The following is a 19,843-nucleotide window of genomic DNA, read 5'->3' as shown; positions in this document are numbered from 1 at the left end:
CTATGATACACTGTAATTAATACTAGTTAACCTGCTACTGCCGGTTATGCGAGAAGGGTGGAAAATAACATGAGCGCGGATGAAAACAACCTGATTTGGATCGATCTTGAAATGACCGGGCTGGATCCCGAACGCGATCGCATCATTGAAATTGCAACGCTGGTCACCGATGCCAACCTGAATATTCTGGCGGAAGGGCCAACCATCGCGGTACATCAGTCTGACGATCAGCTTGCGCTGATGGATGAATGGAACGTGCGCACCCATACCGGTAGCGGGCTGGTAGAGCGCGTAAAGGCCAGCACCCAGGGCGACCGTGAAGCAGAGCTGGCAACCATTGAATTCCTGAAACAGTGGGTTCCGGCGGGCAAATCGCCTATCTGCGGTAACAGCATTGGTCAGGATCGTCGCTTCCTGTTTAAGTACATGCCGGAGCTGGAATCGTATTTCCACTACCGCTATCTGGATGTCAGCACCCTGAAAGAGCTGGCACGTCGCTGGAAACCGGAAATTCTCGACGGCTTTAAAAAGCAGGGAACACACCAGGCGATGGACGACATTCGCGAGTCGGTTGCGGAGCTGGCGTACTACCGCGAAAACTTTATAAAGCTGTGATTTTGCGACCCGGCGCCTTGCGTGGCCGGGTTTTTGTCGTTAAATTGTTCAGCTTGCCGATTAATTAAGCACTTGAACGGATTTTCAAAAAAATCGCTTTAAGGGGGGTTGCAGCTAAAAGGATTTCTCGTATAATGCGCCTCCCGTAACGACAGAGAATTACACGTTACGACAGCAACAAAAGCAGTACAGATTTGCGGGAATAGCTCAGTTGGTAGAGCACGACCTTGCCAAGGTCGGGGTCGCGAGTTCGAGTCTCGTTTCCCGCTCCAAAATTTGAAAGTATCGCAAGATACGCCAGCACCAGAACACCCAAGCGGGAATAGCTCAGTTGGTAGAGCACGACCTTGCCAAGGTCGGGGTCGCGAGTTCGAGTCTCGTTTCCCGCTCCAAAATTTGAAAGTATCGCAAGATACGCACAGCACCAGAACACCCAAGCGGGAATAGCTCAGTTGGTAGAGCACGACCTTGCCAAGGTCGGGGTCGCGAGTTCGAGTCTCGTTTCCCGCTCCAAATTCTTCTTCATATTCAAATTATCCACAGCGGAATGCTTCGTTGGGGACGTTTTCTATTTCATCTGAAATACTCTTGTAAACAGAGTTATCCACAGAACCTGCCGCTGATCTGTTAGTGCCAAACGCTTCGCAGGGTGAATAGTATCTTTATAATATTCTGATTTATAAAAAGAAAATATCATTTCAAAATGTTAGTGAGATCACTTGACCTCTTAGCCAGCCCTGATGGCGCCTGAGTTTGTAATTTTATACACAGGCTGTGAATAGTTCAGGCATCCCGCGTGAGCCCTTTTTCAATCACCCTCACCAGCCGCTGTTTCTTGGGTAACTGCACTTCGACCACGCAGGCATTTCGCTTCTCAATTTGCTGTGCAACCGCCCACTCTATGTGTTCATCGAGAAGTGGGTGCTCACCTCTACGGCTTTCGAGTGCCTGAATATTCGCTTCATCCCACGGGGCATTGCCCAGCGCAACGGCAACGTTTCGCAGCCAACGCAAATGACCGATACGGCGAATGGCCGAACCTTCCGTCACTTTCAGGAACCAGGCTTCTGTCCAGGCGAACAGCTCAATAAGCGGTGGTGCATGCAGCGCCTTACGCGGGCTGAAATCCTCTTCGTCCGTGAGCTGCGAATAGCGGTTCCACGGGCAGATCAACTGGCAGTCGTCACAACCGTAGATCCGGTTGCCGATAAGCGGTCGAAATTCCTCAGGAATAGCCCCTTCCAGTTCGATAGTGAGATAGGAGATGCAGCGGCGTGCGTCAACGGTATAAGGCTCGACAATAGCGCCTGTCGGGCAGATGGTCATGCAGGCTACACACCGGCCGCAGCCTTCCTCTACCGGGCCGTCTACCGGCAGCGGTAAATCTATCAGCAGTTCACCCAGGAAAAAGAACGAACCGGCGTCGCGGCTAAGGATAAGTGAGTGCTTACCTGTCCAGCCAAGCCCCGCTTTTTCAGCAATCGGACGCTCAAGAATAGGCGCGGAATCCACAAAGGGTCTAAAATTCAGCGAAACACAGTGCTGCTGAATCATTTCCCCAAGTTTTTTTAAACGGTTGCGCAGAAGCTTATGGTAGTCACGCCCCAGAGCATACCGGCTGACGTAACCCAAAGAGGGATTTTTGAGCGTGCGCGCAAAGGCCGCATTGGCGGGCAGGTAGTTCATGCGCACGCTGATGACGCGTAATGTGCCCGGCAACAGCTCGTGTGGACGAGCGCGCATCATGCCATGACGCGCCATCCACTCCATCTCGCCGTGGTACTGTTTGTCCAGCCACGCCTGCAGTTTGGGCTCGCTGGCGGAGAGGTCGGTGTCGGTGATGCCCACCTTCTGGAAGCCAAGCTCAGCACCCCACTGTTTTATATTTTGCGCTAACTGATTGAGATCGAGGGGCTGTGACATGACGGACCATACGGTGAAGAAAAACCCCGCAAGTATACCACATTCCATCTGGCATGCGGATGCGCTCCGACGCGCCGAACAAGAGGCTGCAGACAGTCTCGGCATTACCCTTTACGAACTGATGCTACGCGCGGGTGAGGCGGCGTTTAACGTTGCCCGCCACGCGTACCCGCAGGCCGCTCACTGGCTCATTTTATGTGGACACGGTAATAACGGCGGCGATGGCTATGTCGTCGCCCGTCTGGCCGTGGCGGCAGGTCTTCGCGTCACGTTACTGGCCGTTGAGAGCGAACATCCGCTGCCGGAAGAAGCCAGTGCGGCGCGAGAGGCCTGGCTGAACGCAGGCGGTGTGATTCATGCGTCAGATATCCTCTGGCCGGAAGATGTGGATCTGGTTGTTGATGGTCTGCTGGGCACCGGTCTGATGCGCGCGCCCCGCGACAACATTGCCGCGCTGATTGAGCGTGCTAACGCGCATCCCGCACCGGTGGTGGCGCTGGACATCCCCTCTGGACTGCTCGCGCAAACCGGTGCGACGCCGGGGGCGGTGATTCAGGCGTCACATACTGTCACCTTTATTGCCCTGAAACCGGGTCTGCTAACCGGAAAAGCGCGGGATGTGGTGGGGAAACTGCATCACAACGCGCTGGGGCTTGAAAGCTGGCTGGCGGGACAGGATACGCAAGTTTCACGATATGACGCCTCACAGTTGACCGGATGGCTGCTGCCGCGCCGTCCAACGTCCCATAAGGGCGATCACGGCAGGCTGGTGATAGTCGGGGGTGACCACGGCACGGCGGGCGCTGTCCGCATGACCGGCGAGGCGGCTCTGCGCTGCGGTGCCGGTTTAGTGCGGGTGTTAACGCGTAGTGACAATATCATCCCGATCGTTACCGCCCGACCGGAGCTAATGGTGCATGAACTCACGCCGCAGACGCTGGAAGAGAGCCTCGAATGGGCCGATGTTGTGGTGATTGGCCCCGGGCTTGGGCAGCAGGCATGGGGTAAACAAGCCCTGCAAAAGGTCGAGAACTTTCGTAAACCGATGCTGTGGGATGCCGACGCGCTTAACCTTCTGGCAATAAACCCGGATAAGCGTCACAATCGCATCCTGACGCCACACCCCGGCGAGGCCGCGCGGCTGCTTAACTGCAGCGTGGCAGAAATTGAAAGCGATCGCTTACTTTCTGCCCAGCGTCTGGTAAAACGTTACGGAGGTGTTGCTGTTTTGAAAGGGGCGGGAACCGTTATCGCCAGCGAGGATGCGCTGGGTATTATTGATGCCGGAAATGCAGGCATGGCGAGCGGGGGCATGGGTGATGTGTTGTCTGGCATCATTGGCGCATTGCTCGGACAGAAACTTCCCCTTTATGATGCAGCCTGTGCGGGCTGTGTGGCCCACGGCGCAGCGGCTGACCAGCTTGCTGCATGCTATGGTACGCGCGGTATGCTGGCCACCGATCTTTTTTGCACGCTACGGCGTGTTGTTAACCCGGATGTGATTGACGTAGAAAATGACTAATCGAGCGATTCCTTTACCTGATGAACAAGCCACTTTAGATCTCGGCAAGCGCGTGGCGCAGGCCTGTCAGGGGGCTACCGTCATTTATCTTTATGGTGATTTAGGTGCAGGTAAAACCACCTTCAGCCGGGGTTTTTTGCAGGCGTTAGGCCATAACGGGAATGTGAAAAGCCCAACCTACACGCTGGTAGAACCGTACACCCTTGAAAATCTCATGGTGTACCACTTCGATTTATACCGCCTTGCGGATCCTGAGGAGCTGGAATTTATGGGGATCCGTGATTATTTTGCCAACGACGCCATTTGCCTGGTGGAGTGGCCGCAACAAGGTGCGGGTGTGCTGCCTGACCCGGATGTCGAAATTCACTTAGATTACCAGGCACAAGGGCGTGAGGCACGCATCAGTGCTGTTTCCTCATCAGGCAGTTCCTTACTGGCGCGACTGGCCGGTTAAGCGTAGGGATGACGGGATGAAAAATCGCGTTAAAGGTTGGTTGTTGGCTGCCACGGTGCTGCTGTGCGCGCAGGCCGGGGCGGCGAGCCTCTCAGATATTCAGGTGTCGAACGGGGAAAATCAGGCCCGGATCACGTTTAGCTTTATGGGCGACCCAGAATATGCGTTTTCTCAGCCAGACAGCCACAGTGTGGCGCTGGATATCAAACAAACGGGCGTGATCCAGGGATTACCGCTGCGGTTCAGCGGTAACAACCTGGTGAAAAGTATCCGTTCGGGAACGCCGCAGGATAGCCAGTCGTTACGCCTGGTTGTGGATCTGACCGAAAAGGGTAAAACGAAGGCGGTGAAGCAGCAAAACGGGGCGAACTATACGGTGGTCTTTACCATCAATGCCGACGCACCGCCGCCACCTCCACCGCCTGCACCGGTGGTGGCGAAGCGCGTGGAAGAACCTGTGTATACCCCGCGTCCGTCTGAACCTGCCCGTAATCCGTTTAAGTCGCAAAACGATCGCATCACAGCGGCAACCAGCAGTAATACGGTGACGCGTCCGGCGGCCAGCGCACGACGCGCGGCGGTCAGCGGTGACAAAGTGATCATCGCCATCGATGCAGGTCACGGCGGGCAGGATCCAGGCGCAATTGGCCCGGGCGGTACGCGGGAGAAAAACGTGACAATCGCGGTAGCCCGCAAGCTCAGGACGCTGTTAAACGACGATCCGATGTTTAAAGGCGTGCTCACTCGCGACGGCGACTATTTTATCTCCGTAATGGGACGCTCGGACGTGGCGCGTAAGCAAAACGCAAACTTCCTGGTTTCCATTCATGCGGATGCCGCGCCGAATCGTAGCGCGACCGGCGCCTCTGTTTGGGTGCTGTCGAACCGTCGCGCCAACAGTGAAATGGCAAACTGGCTTGAAGAGCACGAGAAACAGTCTGAACTGTTAGGCGGTGCGGGTGATGTGCTGGCTAACAGCCAGTCTGACCCGTATCTCAGCCAGGCGGTGCTGGATTTACAGTTCGGTCATTCCCAGCGCGTCGGGTATGATGTCGCGACAAACGTACTGAACCAGCTGCAGGGCATCGGGGCATTGCACAAGCGCCGTCCGGAGCATGCGAGCCTGGGTGTTCTGCGTTCGCCGGATATTCCATCGATCCTCGTGGAAACGGGCTTTATCAGCAACAACGGTGAAGAGCGCCTGCTGGGAAGCGACAGTTACCAGCAGCAGATTGCCGAAGCGATTTATAACGGTCTGCGTAAATATTTTGAAGCCCATCCGCTTCAGTCAGCGCCGCAAAGCGGTGCAGGCCAGACGGCCAGTGCCGCGCTGCCGGGTGAGATGACCGCCACAAATTAAGGAGAATTCATGCCGATTCAGGTTCTACCGCCGCAGCTCGCGAACCAAATCGCCGCCGGTGAGGTGGTGGAGCGCCCTGCGTCGGTGGTGAAGGAGCTGGTGGAAAACAGCCTCGATGCGGGGGCAACCCGCATTGATATTGATATCGAACGCGGCGGCGCAAAGCTTATTCGTATTCGTGACAACGGCTGTGGCATCAAAAAAGACGAGCTGGCGCTGGCGCTGGCGCGTCATGCCACCAGTAAAATTGCCTCTCTGGACGATCTGGAAGCCATTATCAGCCTTGGTTTTCGCGGCGAAGCGCTGGCGAGCATCAGTTCCGTATCCCGCTTAACCCTGACCTCCCGTACTGCGGAACAGCAGGAGGCCTGGCAGGCCTACGCTGAAGGGCGCGATATGGACGTCACGGTCAAACCTGCGGCGCACCCTGTCGGCACCACGCTTGAAGTGCTGGACCTGTTCTATAACACCCCAGCCCGACGCAAGTTCATGCGTACCGAGAAGACCGAATTCGGACACATCGATGAGATCATTCGCCGCATCGCGCTGGCGCGATTCGATGTCACCATCAACCTCAGCCATAACGGCAAGGTGATGCGTCAGTATCGTGCGGTGGCGGAAGGTGGGCAGAAGGAGCGCCGGTTAGGGGCTATCTGCGGCACGCCGTTCCTTGAAAAAGCGCTGGCGATAGAATGGCAGCATGGCGATCTGGCGCTGCGCGGCTGGGTGGCCGATCCGAACGCGAGCAGCGCCGCCTTTGCTGAGATCCAATACTGCTACGTGAATGGCCGCATGATGCGCGACCGCCTGATCAACCACGCCATTCGTCAGGCCTGTGAAGACAAACTCGGCGCGGATCAACAGCCCGCGTTTGTGCTTTATCTGGAGATCGACCCCCATCAGGTGGATGTGAACGTCCATCCTGCGAAGCATGAGGTGCGCTTCCACCAGTCACGTCTGGTTCATGACTTTATTTATCAGGGTGTTGTCACGGTATTGCAGCAGCAGGCGGAGCCAACGCTGCCGCTGGAAAACGACGCCCCGGCACCGCGTCCGCTGCCGGAAAACCGGGTGGCGGCAGGCCGCAACCACTTTGCTGAACCCGCCGCTGCCCGCGAACCGTCGGCTCCGCGTTTCTCAGCGGCGGGCAGCGCGCCTCGCCCTACGGGGGCGAACTACCCCAACGCTCAGCCGGGTTATCAGAAGCAGCAGGGGGCGTTGTACCGCAAACTGCTTGATACGCCCGCGGTGGAACGTAAAGAGCATATCGAGGTGTCGCAACCTTCACTGGACGGGCATAGCCAGAGCTTTGGTCGTGTACTGACGATTGTTGCTCCGGATATGGCATTGCTCGAACGCGAGGGGAAACTGATGCTACTGGCGTTGCCGGTGGCGGAACGCTGGCTTAAACAGGCGCAGCTGACGCCGGGGGAAAACGCCGCCTGTGCACAGCCGTTGCTGATCCCGGTCCGGTTAAAAATAACCCCTGAAGAAACAGGGATTTTGCAGCGGGCACAGGCGCTTCTTGCCGAAATGGGCATAGAAATCGTGCTTGAAGCGCAGCATGTGACAATTCGCGCAGTGCCTTTACCCTTACGCCAACAAAATTTACAAAACTTGATTCCTGAACTGATAGGCTACCTGGCGCAGCAAACGTCGTTTGATGCCGCCAACACCGCGCAGTGGATCGCTCGCCATCTGGCCAGCGAACACTCACCGTGGAGTATGGCGCAGGCGATTACCGTGTTGGCAGAGGTTGAACGCCTTTGCCCACATCTGGTGAAAACGCCGCCGGGTGGATTATTACAACCTGTTGATTTAAAAACGGCGATGACCGCCCTGAGACATGATTGACGTAAGTAAGGCGAGCCTGCCTAAGGCGATTTTTTTAATGGGCCCTACGGCCTCCGGTAAAACAGCGTTAGCCATTGAGTTACGTAAAGTTTTGCCTGTAGAGTTGATTAGCGTCGATTCCGCCCTCATTTATCGAGGAATGGACATCGGCACGGCGAAGCCAGACGCAGACGAACTGCGCGCGGCACCGCACCGCTTGCTGGATATTCTCGACCCGGCTCAGGCGTACTCCGCAGCAGACTTTCGCCGCGATGCCTTAGCCGAGATGGCCGACATTACCGCTGCGGGACGAATACCGCTACTGGTTGGCGGAACCATGCTCTACTTCAAGGCGCTGCTGGAGGGGTTATCGCCTCTGCCATCGGCAGATCCGGACGTACGAGCCAGGATTGAACAGCAGGCGGCAGAGCAGGGATGGGACGTTTTGCACCAGCAACTGGCTGAGATTGACCCGGTTGCTGCAGCGCGAATCCATCCGAATGATCCGCAAAGGCTTTCCCGGGCACTGGAAGTTTTTTTCATTTCGGGTAAAACTTTAACGGAACTGACGCAAACGTCAGGAGACGCTCTGCCGTATCAGGTGCATCAGTTCGCCATCGCCCCGGCGAGCCGTGAACTGCTCCATCAACGAATTGAGCAGCGTTTTCATCAGATGTTGGCTTCAGATTTTGAAGCAGAAGTGCGGGCGCTATTTGCCCGTGGAGATTTGCATACGGATATGCCTTCCGTTCGTTGTGTGGGATACCGCCAGATGTGGTCGTATCTTGAAGGTGAGATTTCATACGATGAAATGGTTTATCGAGGTGTTTGCGCCACGAGGCAGTTAGCGAAGCGCCAGATCACCTGGTTGCGCGGTTGGGAGGGCGTTCACTGGTTAGACAGTGAAAAGCCGCAACAGGCGCTAAACGAAGTGATTGAGGTTGTTGGTGATATCGCTGACTGAATGTGTACAATTGAGACGTATCGTGCGCAATTTTTCAGAATCGCAAGGTTCTAAGTACAAAACAAGCATATAAGGAAAAGATAGAATGGCTAAGGGGCAATCTTTACAAGATCCGTTCCTGAACGCATTGCGTCGGGAACGTGTTCCAGTTTCTATTTATTTGGTGAATGGTATTAAGCTGCAAGGTCAGATTGAGTCTTTCGATCAGTTCGTGATTCTGTTGAAAAACACGGTCAGTCAGATGGTCTACAAGCACGCTATTTCTACTGTTGTTCCGTCCCGTCCGGTATCTCATCACAGCAATAACGCTGGCGGCGGCACTGGTAGTAACTACCATCATGGCAGCAACGCGCAGGGTTCTTCAACGCCTGCGCAGGACAGCGACGAGACCGAATAAGGTTTCGCACTGTTATCCACACGGGGAGCCAGGGATCCTGCGTTCCCCGCTGATCTTTTTAGAGAGGTTTACGCTTGTTTGACCGTTATGATGCCGGTGAGCAGGCGGTGCTGGTACACATCTATTTTTCGCAAGACAAAGATATGGAAGACCTCCAGGAGTTTGAATCTCTGGTCTCTTCTGCCGGTGTCGAAGCAATGCAGGTGATTACCGGTAGCCGTAAAGCGCCGCACCCAAAGTATTTTGTTGGTGAAGGTAAAGCAGTCGAAATTGCGGATGCCGTAAAAGCAACCGGCGCGTCAGTCGTGTTGTTTGATCATGCGCTGTCTCCAGCCCAGGAGCGCAACCTGGAAGCCCTTTGCGAATGCCGTGTTATCGATCGCACGGGATTGATTTTAGATATTTTTGCTCAGCGTGCGCGTACCCACGAAGGTAAGCTGCAGGTTGAACTGGCGCAGTTGCGCCATCTGGCAACGCGTCTTGTGCGTGGCTGGACACACCTTGAAAGACAAAAAGGCGGGATTGGTTTGCGCGGCCCGGGTGAAACCCAGCTCGAAACCGACCGTCGTTTGCTGCGTGGCCGTATTACCCAGATCCTCTCACGTCTGGAAAGAGTTGAGAAACAGCGTGAGCAGGGACGTCGGGCGCGAACGAAAGCCGATATCCCGACGGTGTCGCTGGTGGGGTATACCAACGCCGGTAAATCCACCCTGTTTAACCAGATCACCGAGGCCCAGGTTTATGCCGCAGACCAGCTGTTTGCGACCCTGGACCCGACGCTGCGCCGTATTGACGTTGCTGACGTCGGTGAGACGGTGCTGGCGGATACCGTAGGGTTTATCCGTCATTTGCCGCATGACCTGGTGGCGGCGTTTAAAGCGACGTTGCAGGAGACGCGACAGGCGACCCTGCTGCTGCACGTGATTGATGCGGCAGACGTGCGCGTTCAGGAGAACATCGACGCGGTGAACGTGGTGCTCGAAGAGATCGACGCCCACGAAATCCCAACGCTGTTGGTGATGAACAAGATCGATATGCTGGACGATTTCGAACCGCGTATCGACAGAGATGAAGAGAACAAACCGATTCGGGTCTGGCTTTCTGCCCAGACCGGTATCGGTGTGCTACTGCTTTTCCAGGCTTTGACAGAACGTCTTTCCGGTGAGGTCGCCCAGCACACGCTGCGATTGCCGCCACAGGAAGGCAGGCTGCGCAGCCGGTTTTATCAGCTTCAGGCGATAGAAAAAGAGTGGATGGAGGATGACGGCAGCGTGGGGATGCAGGTGCGTATGCCGATCGTTGACTGGCGTCGCCTCTGTAAACAAGAACCTGCGCTGGCGGACTATATCGTCTGATCAGAAAGGGGAAGCCTGAATAATTCGCCCTTGCATAACAAATATGGAGCATATACATGGCGTGGAATCAGCCCGGTAATAACGGACAAGACCGCGACCCGTGGGGAAGCAGCAATAATCAAGGCGGCAACTCTGGGGGAAATGGCAACAAAGGTGGTCGCGAGCAGGGGCCGCCGGATCTGGATGATATCTTCCGCAAGCTGAGCAAAAAGCTCGGTGGCCTTGGCGGAGGAAAAGGTTCTGGCTCGGGTGGTAATTCCACTCAGAGTCCGCGCCCGCCAATGGGTGGCCGCGTAGTGGGCATTGTGGCCGCTGCGGTGGTAATCATCTGGGCAGCCAGCGGGTTCTACACCATTAAAGAAGCTGAACGCGGCGTGGTCACTCGTTTCGGTAAGTTCAGCCATCTGGTTGAACCTGGCCTGAACTGGAAACCGACCTTCGTTGACAACGTCACCGCGGTTAACGTGGAGTCCGTCCGTGAACTGGCGGCATCTGGCGTGATGCTGACCTCTGACGAGAACGTCGTGCGCGTTGAGATGAACGTGCAGTACCGCGTAACCGATCCTGAGCGTTATCTGTTTAGCGTGACCAGCGCCGATGACAGCCTGCGTCAGGCGACCGACAGCGCCCTGCGTGGCGTGATCGGCAAGTACACCATGGACCGCATTCTGACCGAAGGCCGTACCGTTATTCGTAGCGATACCCAGCGCGAGCTGGAAGAGACCATTCGTCCATACAACATGGGTATCACCCTGCTGGACGTCAACTTCCAGGCTGCGCGTCCGCCGGAAGAGGTGAAAGCCGCATTTGACGATGCGATTGCTGCACGTGAAAACGAACAGCAGTACATCCGTGAAGCTGAAGCGTACACCAACGAAGTTCAGCCGCGTGCTAACGGTCAGGCGCAGCGTATTCTGGAAGAAGCACGCGCGTATAAGACTCAGACCATCCTGGAAGCACAGGGTGAAGTGGCTCGCTTCGCGAAGATCCTGCCGGAGTATAAAGCGGCACCGGAGATTACCCGCGAGCGTCTGTATATCGAGACCATGGAAAAAGTGCTGAGCCACACCCGCAAAGTGTTGGTTAACGACAGCAAAGGCGGAAACCTGATGGTCCTGCCGCTGGATCAGATGCTGAAAGGCGGTTCTGCACCGGCTGCGAAAGACACCAGCGGTGCGAATAACCTGCTGCGTCTGCCACCAGCCTCTTCAGGCAACGCCAGCGCGAACACAACGCCTTCTTCGAACGATGGTGACATTATGGACCAACGCCGTGCTAACGCGCAGCGTAACGACTACCAGCGTCAGGGGGAATAAGGATGCGTAAGTCAGTTATTGCGATCATCGTCATCGTACTGGTCGTGCTGTATACCTCGATCTTTGTGGTGAAAGAAGGCGAGCGTGGGATCAAATTCCAGTTCAGCAGCGTCGTGCGTGATGGTGACAAACGCCCGGTGATTTACGAACCGGGTCTGCACTTCAAGGTGCCTTTCATTCAGTCAGTGAAAACGCTTGATGCGCGTATCCAGACCATGGATAACCAGGCCGACCGTTTCGTGACCAAAGAGAAGAAAGACCTGATCGTTGATTCCTACATCAAATGGCGTATCAGCGACTTCAGCCGTTACTTCCTGGCAACGGGCGGTGGCGATGTTTCTCAGGCAGAAGTGCTGCTGAAGCGTAAGTTCTCTGACCGTCTGCGTTCTGAGATCGGTCGTCTGGATGTGAAAGACATCGTGACCGACTCCCGCGGCCGTCTGACGCTGGAAGTACGTGATGCGCTGAACTCCGGTACAGCGGGCACGGAAGACGAAGTGGAAACGCCAGCAGCGGATGACGCGATTGCTAAAGCCGCTGAACGCGTTCAGGCTGAAACCAACGGTAAAGTGCCGGTGATCAACCCGAACAGTATGGCCGCGCTGGGTATCGAAGTCGTTGACGTGCGTATCAAGCAAATCAACCTGCCAGCGGAAGTGTCCGAGGCGATCTACAACCGTATGCGCGCCGAGCGTGAAGCGGTAGCCCGTCGTCACCGTTCACAGGGTCAGGAAGAGGCTGAGAAGCTGCGTGCCGCTGCGGACTACGAAGTGACCAAGACGCTCGCAGAGTCTGAACGTCAGGGTCGTATCCTGCGCGGTGAAGGCGATGCCGAAGCGGCGAAGCTGTTTGCTGATGCCTTCAGTCAGGATCCAGACTTCTATGCCTTTATCCGTAGCCTGCGTGCTTACGAGAATAGCTTCCAGAGCAACCAGGATGTGATGGTGCTCAGCCCGGACAGCGATTTCTTCCGTTATATGAAGACGCCGACTAACGCAACGCGATAAACTCAGGTCCGTTTGAGTATTCAAACCACCGCTCTCAACGGAGCGGTGGTTTTCTTTTATAAGGACTAAAAATGAATTCAACGATCTGGCTCGCGCTGGCCCTGGTTTTGGTGCTTGAAGGTCTTGGACCGATGCTTTATCCGCGCGCCTGGCGTCGAATGATCGCGACGATGAGCCAACTGCCGGATAATATTTTGCGTCGTTTTGGCGGCGGTCTTGTGGTTGCGGGTATCGTTATCTACTACATGTTGAAGAAAACGATTGGCTGATCAAAAAGTAGGCGCAATCGGCGTATTTTGAGGTCAAAAAGTGCTGTATATCTGAAAAAGCGATGGTAGAATCCATTTTTAAGCAAACGGTGATTTTGAAAAAAATGGGTAACAACGTCGTCGTACTGGGCACCCAATGGGGTGACGAAGGTAAAGGGAAGATTGTTGATCTTCTGACTGAACGGGCTAAATATGTTGTACGCTACCAGGGCGGTCACAACGCAGGCCATACTCTCGTAATCAACGGTGAAAAAACCGTCCTCCATCTTATTCCATCAGGCATTCTTCGCGAAAACGTCACCAGCATCATCGGTAACGGCGTTGTGCTGTCTCCTGCTGCGCTGATGAAAGAGATGAAAGGTCTGGAAGACCGTGGTATCCCTGTTCGTGAGCGTCTGCTGCTCTCTGAAGCCTGCCCGCTGATCCTGGATTATCATGTGGCGCTGGACGTTGCGCGTGAAAAAGCGCGTGGCGCGAAAGCGATCGGTACCACCGGTCGTGGTATCGGCCCGGCTTACGAAGATAAAGTTGCACGTCGCGGTCTGCGCGTGGGCGATCTCTTCGACAAAGCGACCTTCGCTGAAAAACTGAAGGAAGTGATGGAATATCACAACTTCCAGCTGGTGAATTTCTACAAAGCTGACGCTGTTGACTACCAGAAAGTGCTGGATGACGTCATGGCGGTGGCTGATATTCTGACCGGTATGGTTGTGGATGTGTCCGATCTGCTGGACCAGGCGCGCAAGCGTGGCGATTTCGTCATGTTCGAAGGTGCGCAGGGTACGCTGCTGGACATCGACCACGGTACCTATCCGTACGTAACCTCCTCTAACACCACCGCAGGTGGCGTAGCAACCGGCTCTGGCCTGGGTCCACGCTATGTGGATTACGTTCTGGGTATCATCAAAGCGTACTCCACTCGCGTGGGTGCCGGTCCATTCCCGACCGAGCTGTTTGATGAAACCGGCGAGTTCCTGTGCAAGCAGGGTAACGAGTTTGGCGCGACCACCGGTCGTCGTCGTCGTACCGGCTGGCTGGATGCGGTCGCAGTGCGTCGTGCAGTGCAGATCAACTCCCTGTCTGGCTTCTGCCTGACCAAGCTGGACGTACTGGACGGCCTGAAAGAAGTGAAAATCTGCGTTGGCTACCGTATGCCAGATGGCCGCGAAGTGACCACCACTCCGCTGGCTGCTGACGACTGGGAAGGCATCGAGCCAATCTACGAAACCATGCCGGGCTGGTCTGAGACCACTTTCGGTGTGAAAGAGCGTAGCGGCCTGCCGCAGGCGGCGCTGGATTACATCAAGCGTATTGAAGAACTGACCGAAGTGCCGATCGATATTATTTCTACCGGCCCGGATCGTACTGAAACGATGATCCTGCGCGACCCGTTCGACGCATAATCTTCGTGACTGCTGGCCTGCGGGGAGACCCGTAGGCCGGATAAGCGTAGCGCCATCCGGCGACCGCTCCTGGATCTCCGCTTTTTCGCCCCGTCTGTCAAATAAATTAGCCCCTAACTATCTGGCTGGTTTATCATCATTAATGAATATCTCTGCGGTTTCACCGCGTTTTCCCTTTTTCCCTGAGGTTGATGTGCAGTTAACGAGTTTCACCGATTACGGCTTACGCGCCCTGATTTACATGGCGTCGTTACCCGACGGAAAGATGACCAGCATCTCTGAGGTAACAGAGGTCTATGGTGTATCCCGTAATCATATGGTCAAAATAATCAATCAACTTAGCCGTGCCGGATACGTTGCTGCCGTCCGCGGGAAGAATGGTGGGATCCGTCTCGGTAAACCGGCACAGAGTATTCGCGTTGGGGATGTGGTACGTGAACTGGAGCCGTTGTCTCTGGTGAACTGCAGCAGCGAGTTCTGCCACATTACCCCCGCTTGCCGCCTGAAACAGGCGCTTTCTAAGGCCGTGCAAAGTTTTCTCATGGAACTGGATAACTACACGCTGGCCGATTTGGTTGAAGAGAATCAACCGCTTTATAAATTATTGCTGGTGGAATGAAGAAAATTTCCACCGGAGCTGACAACGGAGGAACCGACATGTCACATGATCCTTTCCAGGAACGCGAAGCCGAAAAATACGCGAATCCTATCCCTAGCCGCGAGTTCATCATTGAACACTTAACAAAACGCGAAAAACCCGCCAATCGTGAAGAACTTGCCGTTGAATTAAACATTGAAGGTGAAGAGCAAATTGAAGCCCTTCGCCGCCGCCTGCGCGCGATGGAGCGTGACGGGCAACTGGTCTTTACCCGCCGCCAGTGCTACGCGCTGCCAGAACGCCTCGATCTGCTGAAAGGGACCGTCATTGGTCACCGCGATGGCTTCGGCTTCCTGCGCGTGGAAGGCCGCAAAGACGATCTGTACCTCTCATCTGAGCAGATGAAGATGTGTATCCACGGCGATCAGATCCTGGCGCAACCGCTGGGCGCGGACCGTAAAGGCCGCCGCGAAGCGCGCGTGGTGCGTGTGCTGGTGCCAAAAACCAGCCAGATTGTTGGCCGCTACTTTACCGACGCGGGCGTGGGCTTTGTGGTACCGGACGACAGCCGCCTGAGCTTCGACATTCTGATCCCACCTGAAGAGGTGATGGGCGCACGCATGGGCTTTGTGGTGGTGGTAGAACTCACCCAGCGCCCAACCCGTCGCACCAAAGCCGTAGGTAAAATCGTCGAAGTGCTGGGCGATAACATGGGCACCACGATGGCCGTTGATATGGCGCTGCGTACCCATGAGATCCCTTACGTCTGGCCGAAAGCGGTTGAAGATCAGATCGAAAGCCTGCGCGAAGAAGTGCCGGAAGAGTCTAAGGTGGGCCGCGTGGATCTGCGCTCCCTGCCGCTGGTCACTATTGATGGCGAAGACGCCCGCGACTTTGATGACGCCGTTTACTGTGAGAAAAAACGCGGTGGCGGCTGGCGTCTGTGGGTTGCTATCGCTGACGTAAGCTATTATGTCCGTCCGCATACGCCGCTGGATAACGAAGCGCGCAGCCGCGGTACGTCGGTCTACTTCCCGTCTCAGGTTGTGCCGATGCTGCCGGAAGTGCTCTCTAACGGTTTGTGCTCCCTGAACCCGCAGGTTGACCGTCTTTGCATGGTCTGCGAGATGACCATCTCTACCAAAGGGCGCTTAACCGGCTTCAAATTCTACGAAGCGGTGATGAGCTCGCACGCGCGTCTGACCTATACCAAGGTCTGGCATATGCTGCAGGGCGACCAGGATCTGCGCGAGCAGTATGCACCGCTGGTCAAACATATCGAAGAGCTGCATAACCTCTACAAAACGCTGGAACAGGCGCGCGAAGAGCGCGGCGGGATCTCGTTTGAGAGCGAAGAAGCGAAATTCATCTTCAACGCCGAACGCCGCATTGAGCGTATTGAGCAGACCCAGCGTAACGACGCGCACAAGCTGATCGAGGAGTGTATGATCCTGGCGAACATCTCGGCGGCACGTTTCGTTGAGAAAGCCAAAGAGCCAGCGCTGTTCCGTATTCACGATAAGCCGACCACGGAAGCCATTACCTCATTCCGCTCCGTGCTGGCTGAACTGGGCCTGGAGCTGCCGGGTGGCAACAAGCCAGAGCCGCGCGATTACGCCGAGCTGCTGGAATCCATCGGCGATCGTCCTGATGCAGAAATGCTGCAGACCATGCTGCTGCGCTCCATGAAGCAGGCGATCTACGATCCGGAAAACCGCGGCCACTTCGGTCTGGCGCTGCAGTCTTACGCCCACTTCACGTCGCCGATCCGTCGTTATCCTGACCTTTCCCTGCACCGTGCGATCAAGTATCTGCTGGCGCAGGAGCAGGGCCACAAAGGGAACACCACCGAAACCGGCGGCTACCATTATTCGATGGAAGAGATGCTGCAGCTGGGCCAGCACTGCTCTATGGCCGAACGTCGTGCCGATGAAGCAACCCGCGACGTGGCGGACTGGCTGAAGTGTGACTTTATGCTGGATCAGGTAGGCAACGTTTTCAAAGGCGTGATTGCCAGCGTGACCGGCTTTGGTTTCTTCGTTCGTCTGGACGAGCTGTTTATTGACGGTCTGGTGCACGTCTCCAGCCTGGATAACGACTACTACCGCTTTGACCAGGTCGGACAGCGCCTGATCGGCGAGTCTGGCGGCCAGACCTACCGTCTGGGCGACCGTGTGGAAGTGAAGGTGGAAGCCGTGAATATGGACGACCGTAAAATCGACTTCAGCCTGATCTCCAGCGAGCGTGCGCCGCGTAACGTCGGCAAAACCGAGCGTGAGAAAGCGAAAAAAGGCGGTAATGGTAAACCGGGCGGCGGTAAACGTCGTCAGGCGGGCAAGAAGGTAAACTTCGAGCCGGACAGCGCATTCCGCGGCGAGAAGAAACAGAAGCCGAAGGCAGCGAAGAAAGAAGCTCGCTCAGCGAAAAAACCTTCCGCTAAAACGCAGAAAATAGCTGCCGCGACCAAAGCGAAGCGTGCGGCCAAGAAAAAGCAGGCGGAGTAAATTCTCCCCTCACCCTGACCCTCTCCCCAACGGGGGAGGGGAAATACTTATTACGAGAATCATCAATGAGTGAAATGATTTACGGCATCCACGCGGTGCAGGCCCTTCTCGAGCGCGCACCGGAGCGTTTTCAGGAAGTCTTTATTCTGAAAGGGCGTGAAGATAAGCGTCTGATGCCGCTGATCCACGCGCTGGAAGCGCAGGGCGTGGTGATCCAGCTGGCGAACCGCCAGTTCCTGGATGAGAAAAGTGAAGGTGCGGTGCACCAGGGCATTATTGCGCGTGTGAAGCCGGGCCGTCAGTATCAGGAAAACGATCTGCCGGATCTGATTGCCGAACTGGATAACCCGTTCTTCCTGATCCTCGATGGCGTTACCGATCCGCACAACCTCGGTGCCTGCCTGCGTAGTGCCGATGCGGCGGGCGTACACGCGGTGATTGTACCGAAAGATCGCTCCGCGCAGCTGAACGCGACGGCGAAGAAAGTGGCCTGCGGCGCGGCGGAAAACGTTCCGCTGATCCGCGTGACCAACCTGGCGCGTACCATGCGTCTGCTGCAGGAAGAGAATATCTGGATCGTCGGTACCGCCGGTGAAGCGGACCATACTCTGTACCAGAGCAAAATGACCGGCCGTCTGGCTCTGGTGATGGGGGCGGAAGGCGAAGGGATGCGTCGTCTGACGCGCGAGCACTGTGACGAGCTTATCAGCATCCCGATGGCGGGCAGCGTGTCGTCCCTGAATGTGTCCGTTGCGACGGGTATCTGCCTGTTTGAAGCGGTGCGTCAGCGGGGAGAATAAACAGCAAGGCCGTCCGCAGGGCGGCCTTTTATGTTTTCTCCCTCTCCCGATGGGAGAGGGCCGGGGTGAGGGCACCAGACGGTGACAACCTCACTCCTCCAGCGACCGCAAATGGTCATCCTTTCTCAGCGTCATCAGCGCAAAGATACTCACCACTGCCGTCGCCATCACGTAATACGCCGGAATATCCAGGTTTCCCGTTTGCTTAATCAGCCCGGTAATAATCAGCCCTGCACATCCCGAGAAAATCGCGTTCGACAAAGAGTAGGCCAGCCCCAGTCCTGTATAGCGCACGCGTGTCGGGAACATCTCAGATAGCATTGCCGGGCCTGGTCCTGCCAGCATCCCGACCAGACCACCCGCAATCAACACCACAACAGCCTTCACCGCCAGCGTACTCGACTCCGCCTGCAGGATTTTCAGCAGCGGCAGGGCGAGGATCAGCAAAAGCGCGGTGGCGATAATCATCACCGTGCGGCGCCCGATCCGGTCGCTCAGGATCCCCGACGGAATAATCGTCAGCGCAAACCCAATATTCGAAATCACCGCTATCAGCAGTGCCTGGTTAAACCCGGTGTGCAGCGCCGACTGCAGATAGGTCGGCATTATCACCAGATAGGTATACCCCGCAGCAGACCAGACCATCACGCGGCCAATCCCCATCATGATGGCCCGGAGCGTGGCGGCAGTATCCGCCTGAGCGACAGCCGGTTTATCCTGCTGCTGCACAAAGCTGGGTGTCTCCTCCATGCTGACTCGAAGCCACAGCGCAACGACGCCCATAGGCAGCGCCAGGAAGAACGGAATGCGCCAGCCCCAGTCGTGGAGGGTTTCCGGCGTGAGGAGGGCGGAGAGCAGCGCCACGATGCCTGCCCCCGCCAGCAGCCCCAGCGCCACGGTAAAGGACTGCCACGCGCCATAGAGTCCACGCTTGCCGCGCGGGGCGAACTCCGTCATCAGCGAGACCGCACCGCCGTACTCGCCCCCCGCGAACAGTCCCTGCAGGATGCGAAGCAGTGTAATAATGAGCGGGGCGGCTATCCCGATGCTGGCGTAGACCGGCACAATGCCGATGGCGGCGGTAGCGAGCGTCATCAGCACCAGCACAATGATTAGCGTCGGCTTACGGCCAATCCGGTCGCCGATGCGGCCAAACACCACCGCACCCAGCGGGCGGAAGAAGAAGGCGATGGCAAACGAGGCGTAGGTGAGGATCAGGCTGGTAAGCCCCGCTTCTCCTTCAAGCTGGAAGAAGTTTTTCGCGATAACGGTCGCCAGAAAACCGTAGACCGCAAACTCATACCACTCGATAAAGTTGCCAATGGAGCCTGCAATTAATGCACGCTTGTGCGCGTCCCGTTGCATAACGATCCTCACTGAAAGGGGTAAGAATAAATTATTCAACAAAAGCGAAGTGATGAAATAGTTTATTCTTATGTTATGTGAGCTATTTCACGAATGATATCAGCGGGATCGTGAACGTGTGATTCCCCTCCCATGCAGCGTGCGCGCGGTCTGTCCAT

Annotated in this window: 17 protein-coding genes and 3 tRNA genes; 18 read left to right on the top strand and 2 right to left on the bottom strand. The window is 56.1% G+C overall.

The window, feature by feature from the left end:
* The first annotated feature begins 69 nt into the window (after positions 1-69).
* The 4 genes from orn to KW829_RS19100 all read left to right on the top strand — a co-directional run bounded on the left by orn (position 70) and on the right by KW829_RS19100 (position 1,128).
* Positions 70-615: an oligoribonuclease gene (gene orn, locus KW829_RS19115; protein WP_089600925.1), complete on the top strand. Its 546-nt coding sequence runs from the start codon at positions 70-72 to the stop codon at positions 613-615.
* 196 nt (positions 616-811) lie between these two features.
* Positions 812-887: transfer RNA gene (locus KW829_RS19110), tRNA-Gly, on the top strand.
* A 44-nt stretch (positions 888-931) separates the two neighbouring features.
* A tRNA-Gly gene (locus KW829_RS19105) sits at positions 932-1,007 on the top strand.
* 45 nt (positions 1,008-1,052) lie between these two features.
* Positions 1,053-1,128 (top strand) — tRNA-Gly (locus tag KW829_RS19100).
* Between the two features lie 270 nt (positions 1,129-1,398).
* Here the strand turns inward: KW829_RS19100 and queG are convergent.
* Positions 1,399-2,538, bottom strand: a complete 1,140-nt coding sequence (gene queG, locus KW829_RS19095; protein WP_010427508.1) for a tRNA epoxyqueuosine(34) reductase QueG — start codon at positions 2,536-2,538, stop codon at positions 1,399-1,401.
* On the opposite strand from queG, the gene nnr reads away from it, so the two are divergent.
* The 14 genes from nnr (at position 2,537) to rlmB (ending at position 18,320) form a co-directional block, all read left to right on the top strand.
* Positions 2,537-4,060, top strand: coding sequence for a bifunctional ADP-dependent NAD(P)H-hydrate dehydratase/NAD(P)H-hydrate epimerase (gene nnr / locus KW829_RS19090; protein WP_218308828.1), 1,524 nt, complete (start codon positions 2,537-2,539; stop codon positions 4,058-4,060). The two genes, queG and nnr, sit on opposite strands and share 2 nt — an antisense overlap.
* Positions 4,053-4,514 (top strand): tRNA (adenosine(37)-N6)-threonylcarbamoyltransferase complex ATPase subunit type 1 TsaE, encoded by a 462-nt coding sequence (tsaE, locus tag KW829_RS19085; RefSeq protein ID WP_008502923.1) that lies wholly within the window; start codon positions 4,053-4,055, stop codon positions 4,512-4,514. Before nnr ends, tsaE begins: the two co-directional genes overlap by 8 nt.
* 16 nt (positions 4,515-4,530) lie before the next feature.
* Complete coding sequence (amiB, locus tag KW829_RS19080) at positions 4,531-5,874, top strand: N-acetylmuramoyl-L-alanine amidase AmiB (protein ID WP_100165638.1); 1,344 nt, start codon at positions 4,531-4,533, stop codon at positions 5,872-5,874.
* A gap of 9 nt (positions 5,875-5,883) precedes the next feature.
* Positions 5,884-7,728, top strand: coding sequence for a DNA mismatch repair endonuclease MutL (gene mutL / locus KW829_RS19075; RefSeq protein ID WP_120159571.1), 1,845 nt, complete (start codon positions 5,884-5,886; stop codon positions 7,726-7,728).
* A complete protein-coding gene (gene miaA, locus KW829_RS19070; protein ID WP_010427503.1) occupies positions 7,721-8,671 on the top strand; it encodes a tRNA (adenosine(37)-N6)-dimethylallyltransferase MiaA in 951 nt (316 codons plus the stop codon). The genes mutL and miaA overlap by 8 nt, the downstream gene beginning before the upstream one ends.
* Positions 8,672-8,756: 85 nt before the next feature.
* A complete protein-coding gene (hfq, locus tag KW829_RS19065; protein ID WP_008502919.1) occupies positions 8,757-9,068 on the top strand; it encodes an RNA chaperone Hfq in 312 nt (103 codons plus the stop codon).
* 74 nt (positions 9,069-9,142) lie between these two features.
* Positions 9,143-10,423 (top strand): ribosome rescue GTPase HflX, encoded by a 1,281-nt coding sequence (gene hflX, locus KW829_RS19060; RefSeq protein ID WP_218308827.1) that lies wholly within the window; start codon positions 9,143-9,145, stop codon positions 10,421-10,423.
* A 56-nt stretch (positions 10,424-10,479) separates the two neighbouring features.
* The gene (gene hflK, locus KW829_RS19055; protein WP_010427500.1) at positions 10,480-11,739 is read left to right on the top strand and encodes an FtsH protease activity modulator HflK; all 1,260 of its coding nucleotides are present in this window, start codon (positions 10,480-10,482) and stop codon (positions 11,737-11,739) included.
* A 2-nt stretch (positions 11,740-11,741) separates the two neighbouring features.
* Positions 11,742-12,746 carry a protease modulator HflC gene (gene hflC, locus KW829_RS19050; RefSeq protein ID WP_010427498.1) on the top strand — a complete coding sequence of 335 codons (1,005 nt, stop codon included), beginning with the start codon at positions 11,742-11,744 and terminating at the stop codon, positions 12,744-12,746.
* Between the two features lie 71 nt (positions 12,747-12,817).
* A complete protein-coding gene (locus tag KW829_RS19045; protein ID WP_010427497.1) occupies positions 12,818-13,015 on the top strand; it encodes a DUF2065 domain-containing protein in 198 nt (65 codons plus the stop codon).
* A 104-nt stretch (positions 13,016-13,119) separates the two neighbouring features.
* A complete protein-coding gene (locus KW829_RS19040; RefSeq protein ID WP_042713442.1) occupies positions 13,120-14,418 on the top strand; it encodes an adenylosuccinate synthase in 1,299 nt (432 codons plus the stop codon).
* A 193-nt stretch (positions 14,419-14,611) separates the two neighbouring features.
* On the top strand, positions 14,612-15,037 hold the full coding sequence (nsrR, locus tag KW829_RS19035; protein ID WP_010427492.1) for a nitric oxide-sensing transcriptional repressor NsrR: 426 nt from the start codon (positions 14,612-14,614) through the stop codon (positions 15,035-15,037).
* Between the two features lie 38 nt (positions 15,038-15,075).
* Complete coding sequence (rnr, locus tag KW829_RS19030; protein WP_042713434.1) at positions 15,076-17,520, top strand: ribonuclease R; 2,445 nt, start codon at positions 15,076-15,078, stop codon at positions 17,518-17,520.
* Positions 17,521-17,585: 65 nt separating this feature from the next.
* Positions 17,586-18,320, top strand: coding sequence for a 23S rRNA (guanosine(2251)-2'-O)-methyltransferase RlmB (gene rlmB / locus KW829_RS19025; RefSeq protein ID WP_010427468.1), 735 nt, complete (start codon positions 17,586-17,588; stop codon positions 18,318-18,320).
* A 90-nt stretch (positions 18,321-18,410) separates the two neighbouring features.
* Here rlmB and KW829_RS19020 read toward each other — a convergent pair whose 3' ends face one another.
* Positions 18,411-19,685, bottom strand: coding sequence for an MFS transporter (locus tag KW829_RS19020; RefSeq protein ID WP_218308826.1), 1,275 nt, complete (start codon positions 19,683-19,685; stop codon positions 18,411-18,413).
* Between the last annotated feature and the right edge of the window lie 158 nt (positions 19,686-19,843).

The organism is Enterobacter sp. ENT02 (assembly GCF_019219165.1).
Taxonomy (GTDB): Bacteria; Pseudomonadota; Gammaproteobacteria; order Enterobacterales; family Enterobacteriaceae; genus Enterobacter; species Enterobacter mori.
The sequence above is the reverse complement of the archived record's forward strand: the minus strand, read 5'-3'. Positions and strand labels throughout refer to the sequence as shown.

Excerpts from the sequence above, each read along its gene's own strand:
- orn (WP_089600925.1), top strand. The coding sequence starts at position 70 with ATGAGCGCGGATGAAAACAACCTGATTTGGATCGATCTTGAAATGACC.
- nnr (WP_218308828.1), top strand. The coding sequence starts at position 2,537 with ATGACGGACCATACGGTGAAGAAAAACCCCGCAAGTATACCACATTCC.
- queG (WP_010427508.1), bottom strand. The coding sequence starts at position 2,538 with ATGTCACAGCCCCTCGATCTCAATCAGTTAGCGCAAAATATAAAACAG.
- tsaE (WP_008502923.1), top strand. The coding sequence starts at position 4,053 with ATGACTAATCGAGCGATTCCTTTACCTGATGAACAAGCCACTTTAGAT.
- amiB (WP_100165638.1), top strand. The coding sequence starts at position 4,531 with ATGAAAAATCGCGTTAAAGGTTGGTTGTTGGCTGCCACGGTGCTGCTG.
- mutL (WP_120159571.1), top strand. The coding sequence starts at position 5,884 with ATGCCGATTCAGGTTCTACCGCCGCAGCTCGCGAACCAAATCGCCGCC.
- miaA (WP_010427503.1), top strand. The coding sequence starts at position 7,721 with ATGATTGACGTAAGTAAGGCGAGCCTGCCTAAGGCGATTTTTTTAATG.
- hfq (WP_008502919.1), top strand. The coding sequence starts at position 8,757 with ATGGCTAAGGGGCAATCTTTACAAGATCCGTTCCTGAACGCATTGCGT.
- hflK (WP_010427500.1), top strand. The coding sequence starts at position 10,480 with ATGGCGTGGAATCAGCCCGGTAATAACGGACAAGACCGCGACCCGTGG.
- hflC (WP_010427498.1), top strand. The coding sequence starts at position 11,742 with ATGCGTAAGTCAGTTATTGCGATCATCGTCATCGTACTGGTCGTGCTG.
- KW829_RS19045 (WP_010427497.1), top strand. The coding sequence starts at position 12,818 with ATGAATTCAACGATCTGGCTCGCGCTGGCCCTGGTTTTGGTGCTTGAA.
- KW829_RS19040 (WP_042713442.1), top strand. The coding sequence starts at position 13,120 with ATGGGTAACAACGTCGTCGTACTGGGCACCCAATGGGGTGACGAAGGT.
- rnr (WP_042713434.1), top strand. The coding sequence starts at position 15,076 with ATGTCACATGATCCTTTCCAGGAACGCGAAGCCGAAAAATACGCGAAT.
- rlmB (WP_010427468.1), top strand. The coding sequence starts at position 17,586 with ATGAGTGAAATGATTTACGGCATCCACGCGGTGCAGGCCCTTCTCGAG.
- KW829_RS19020 (WP_218308826.1), bottom strand. The coding sequence starts at position 19,685 with ATGCAACGGGACGCGCACAAGCGTGCATTAATTGCAGGCTCCATTGGC.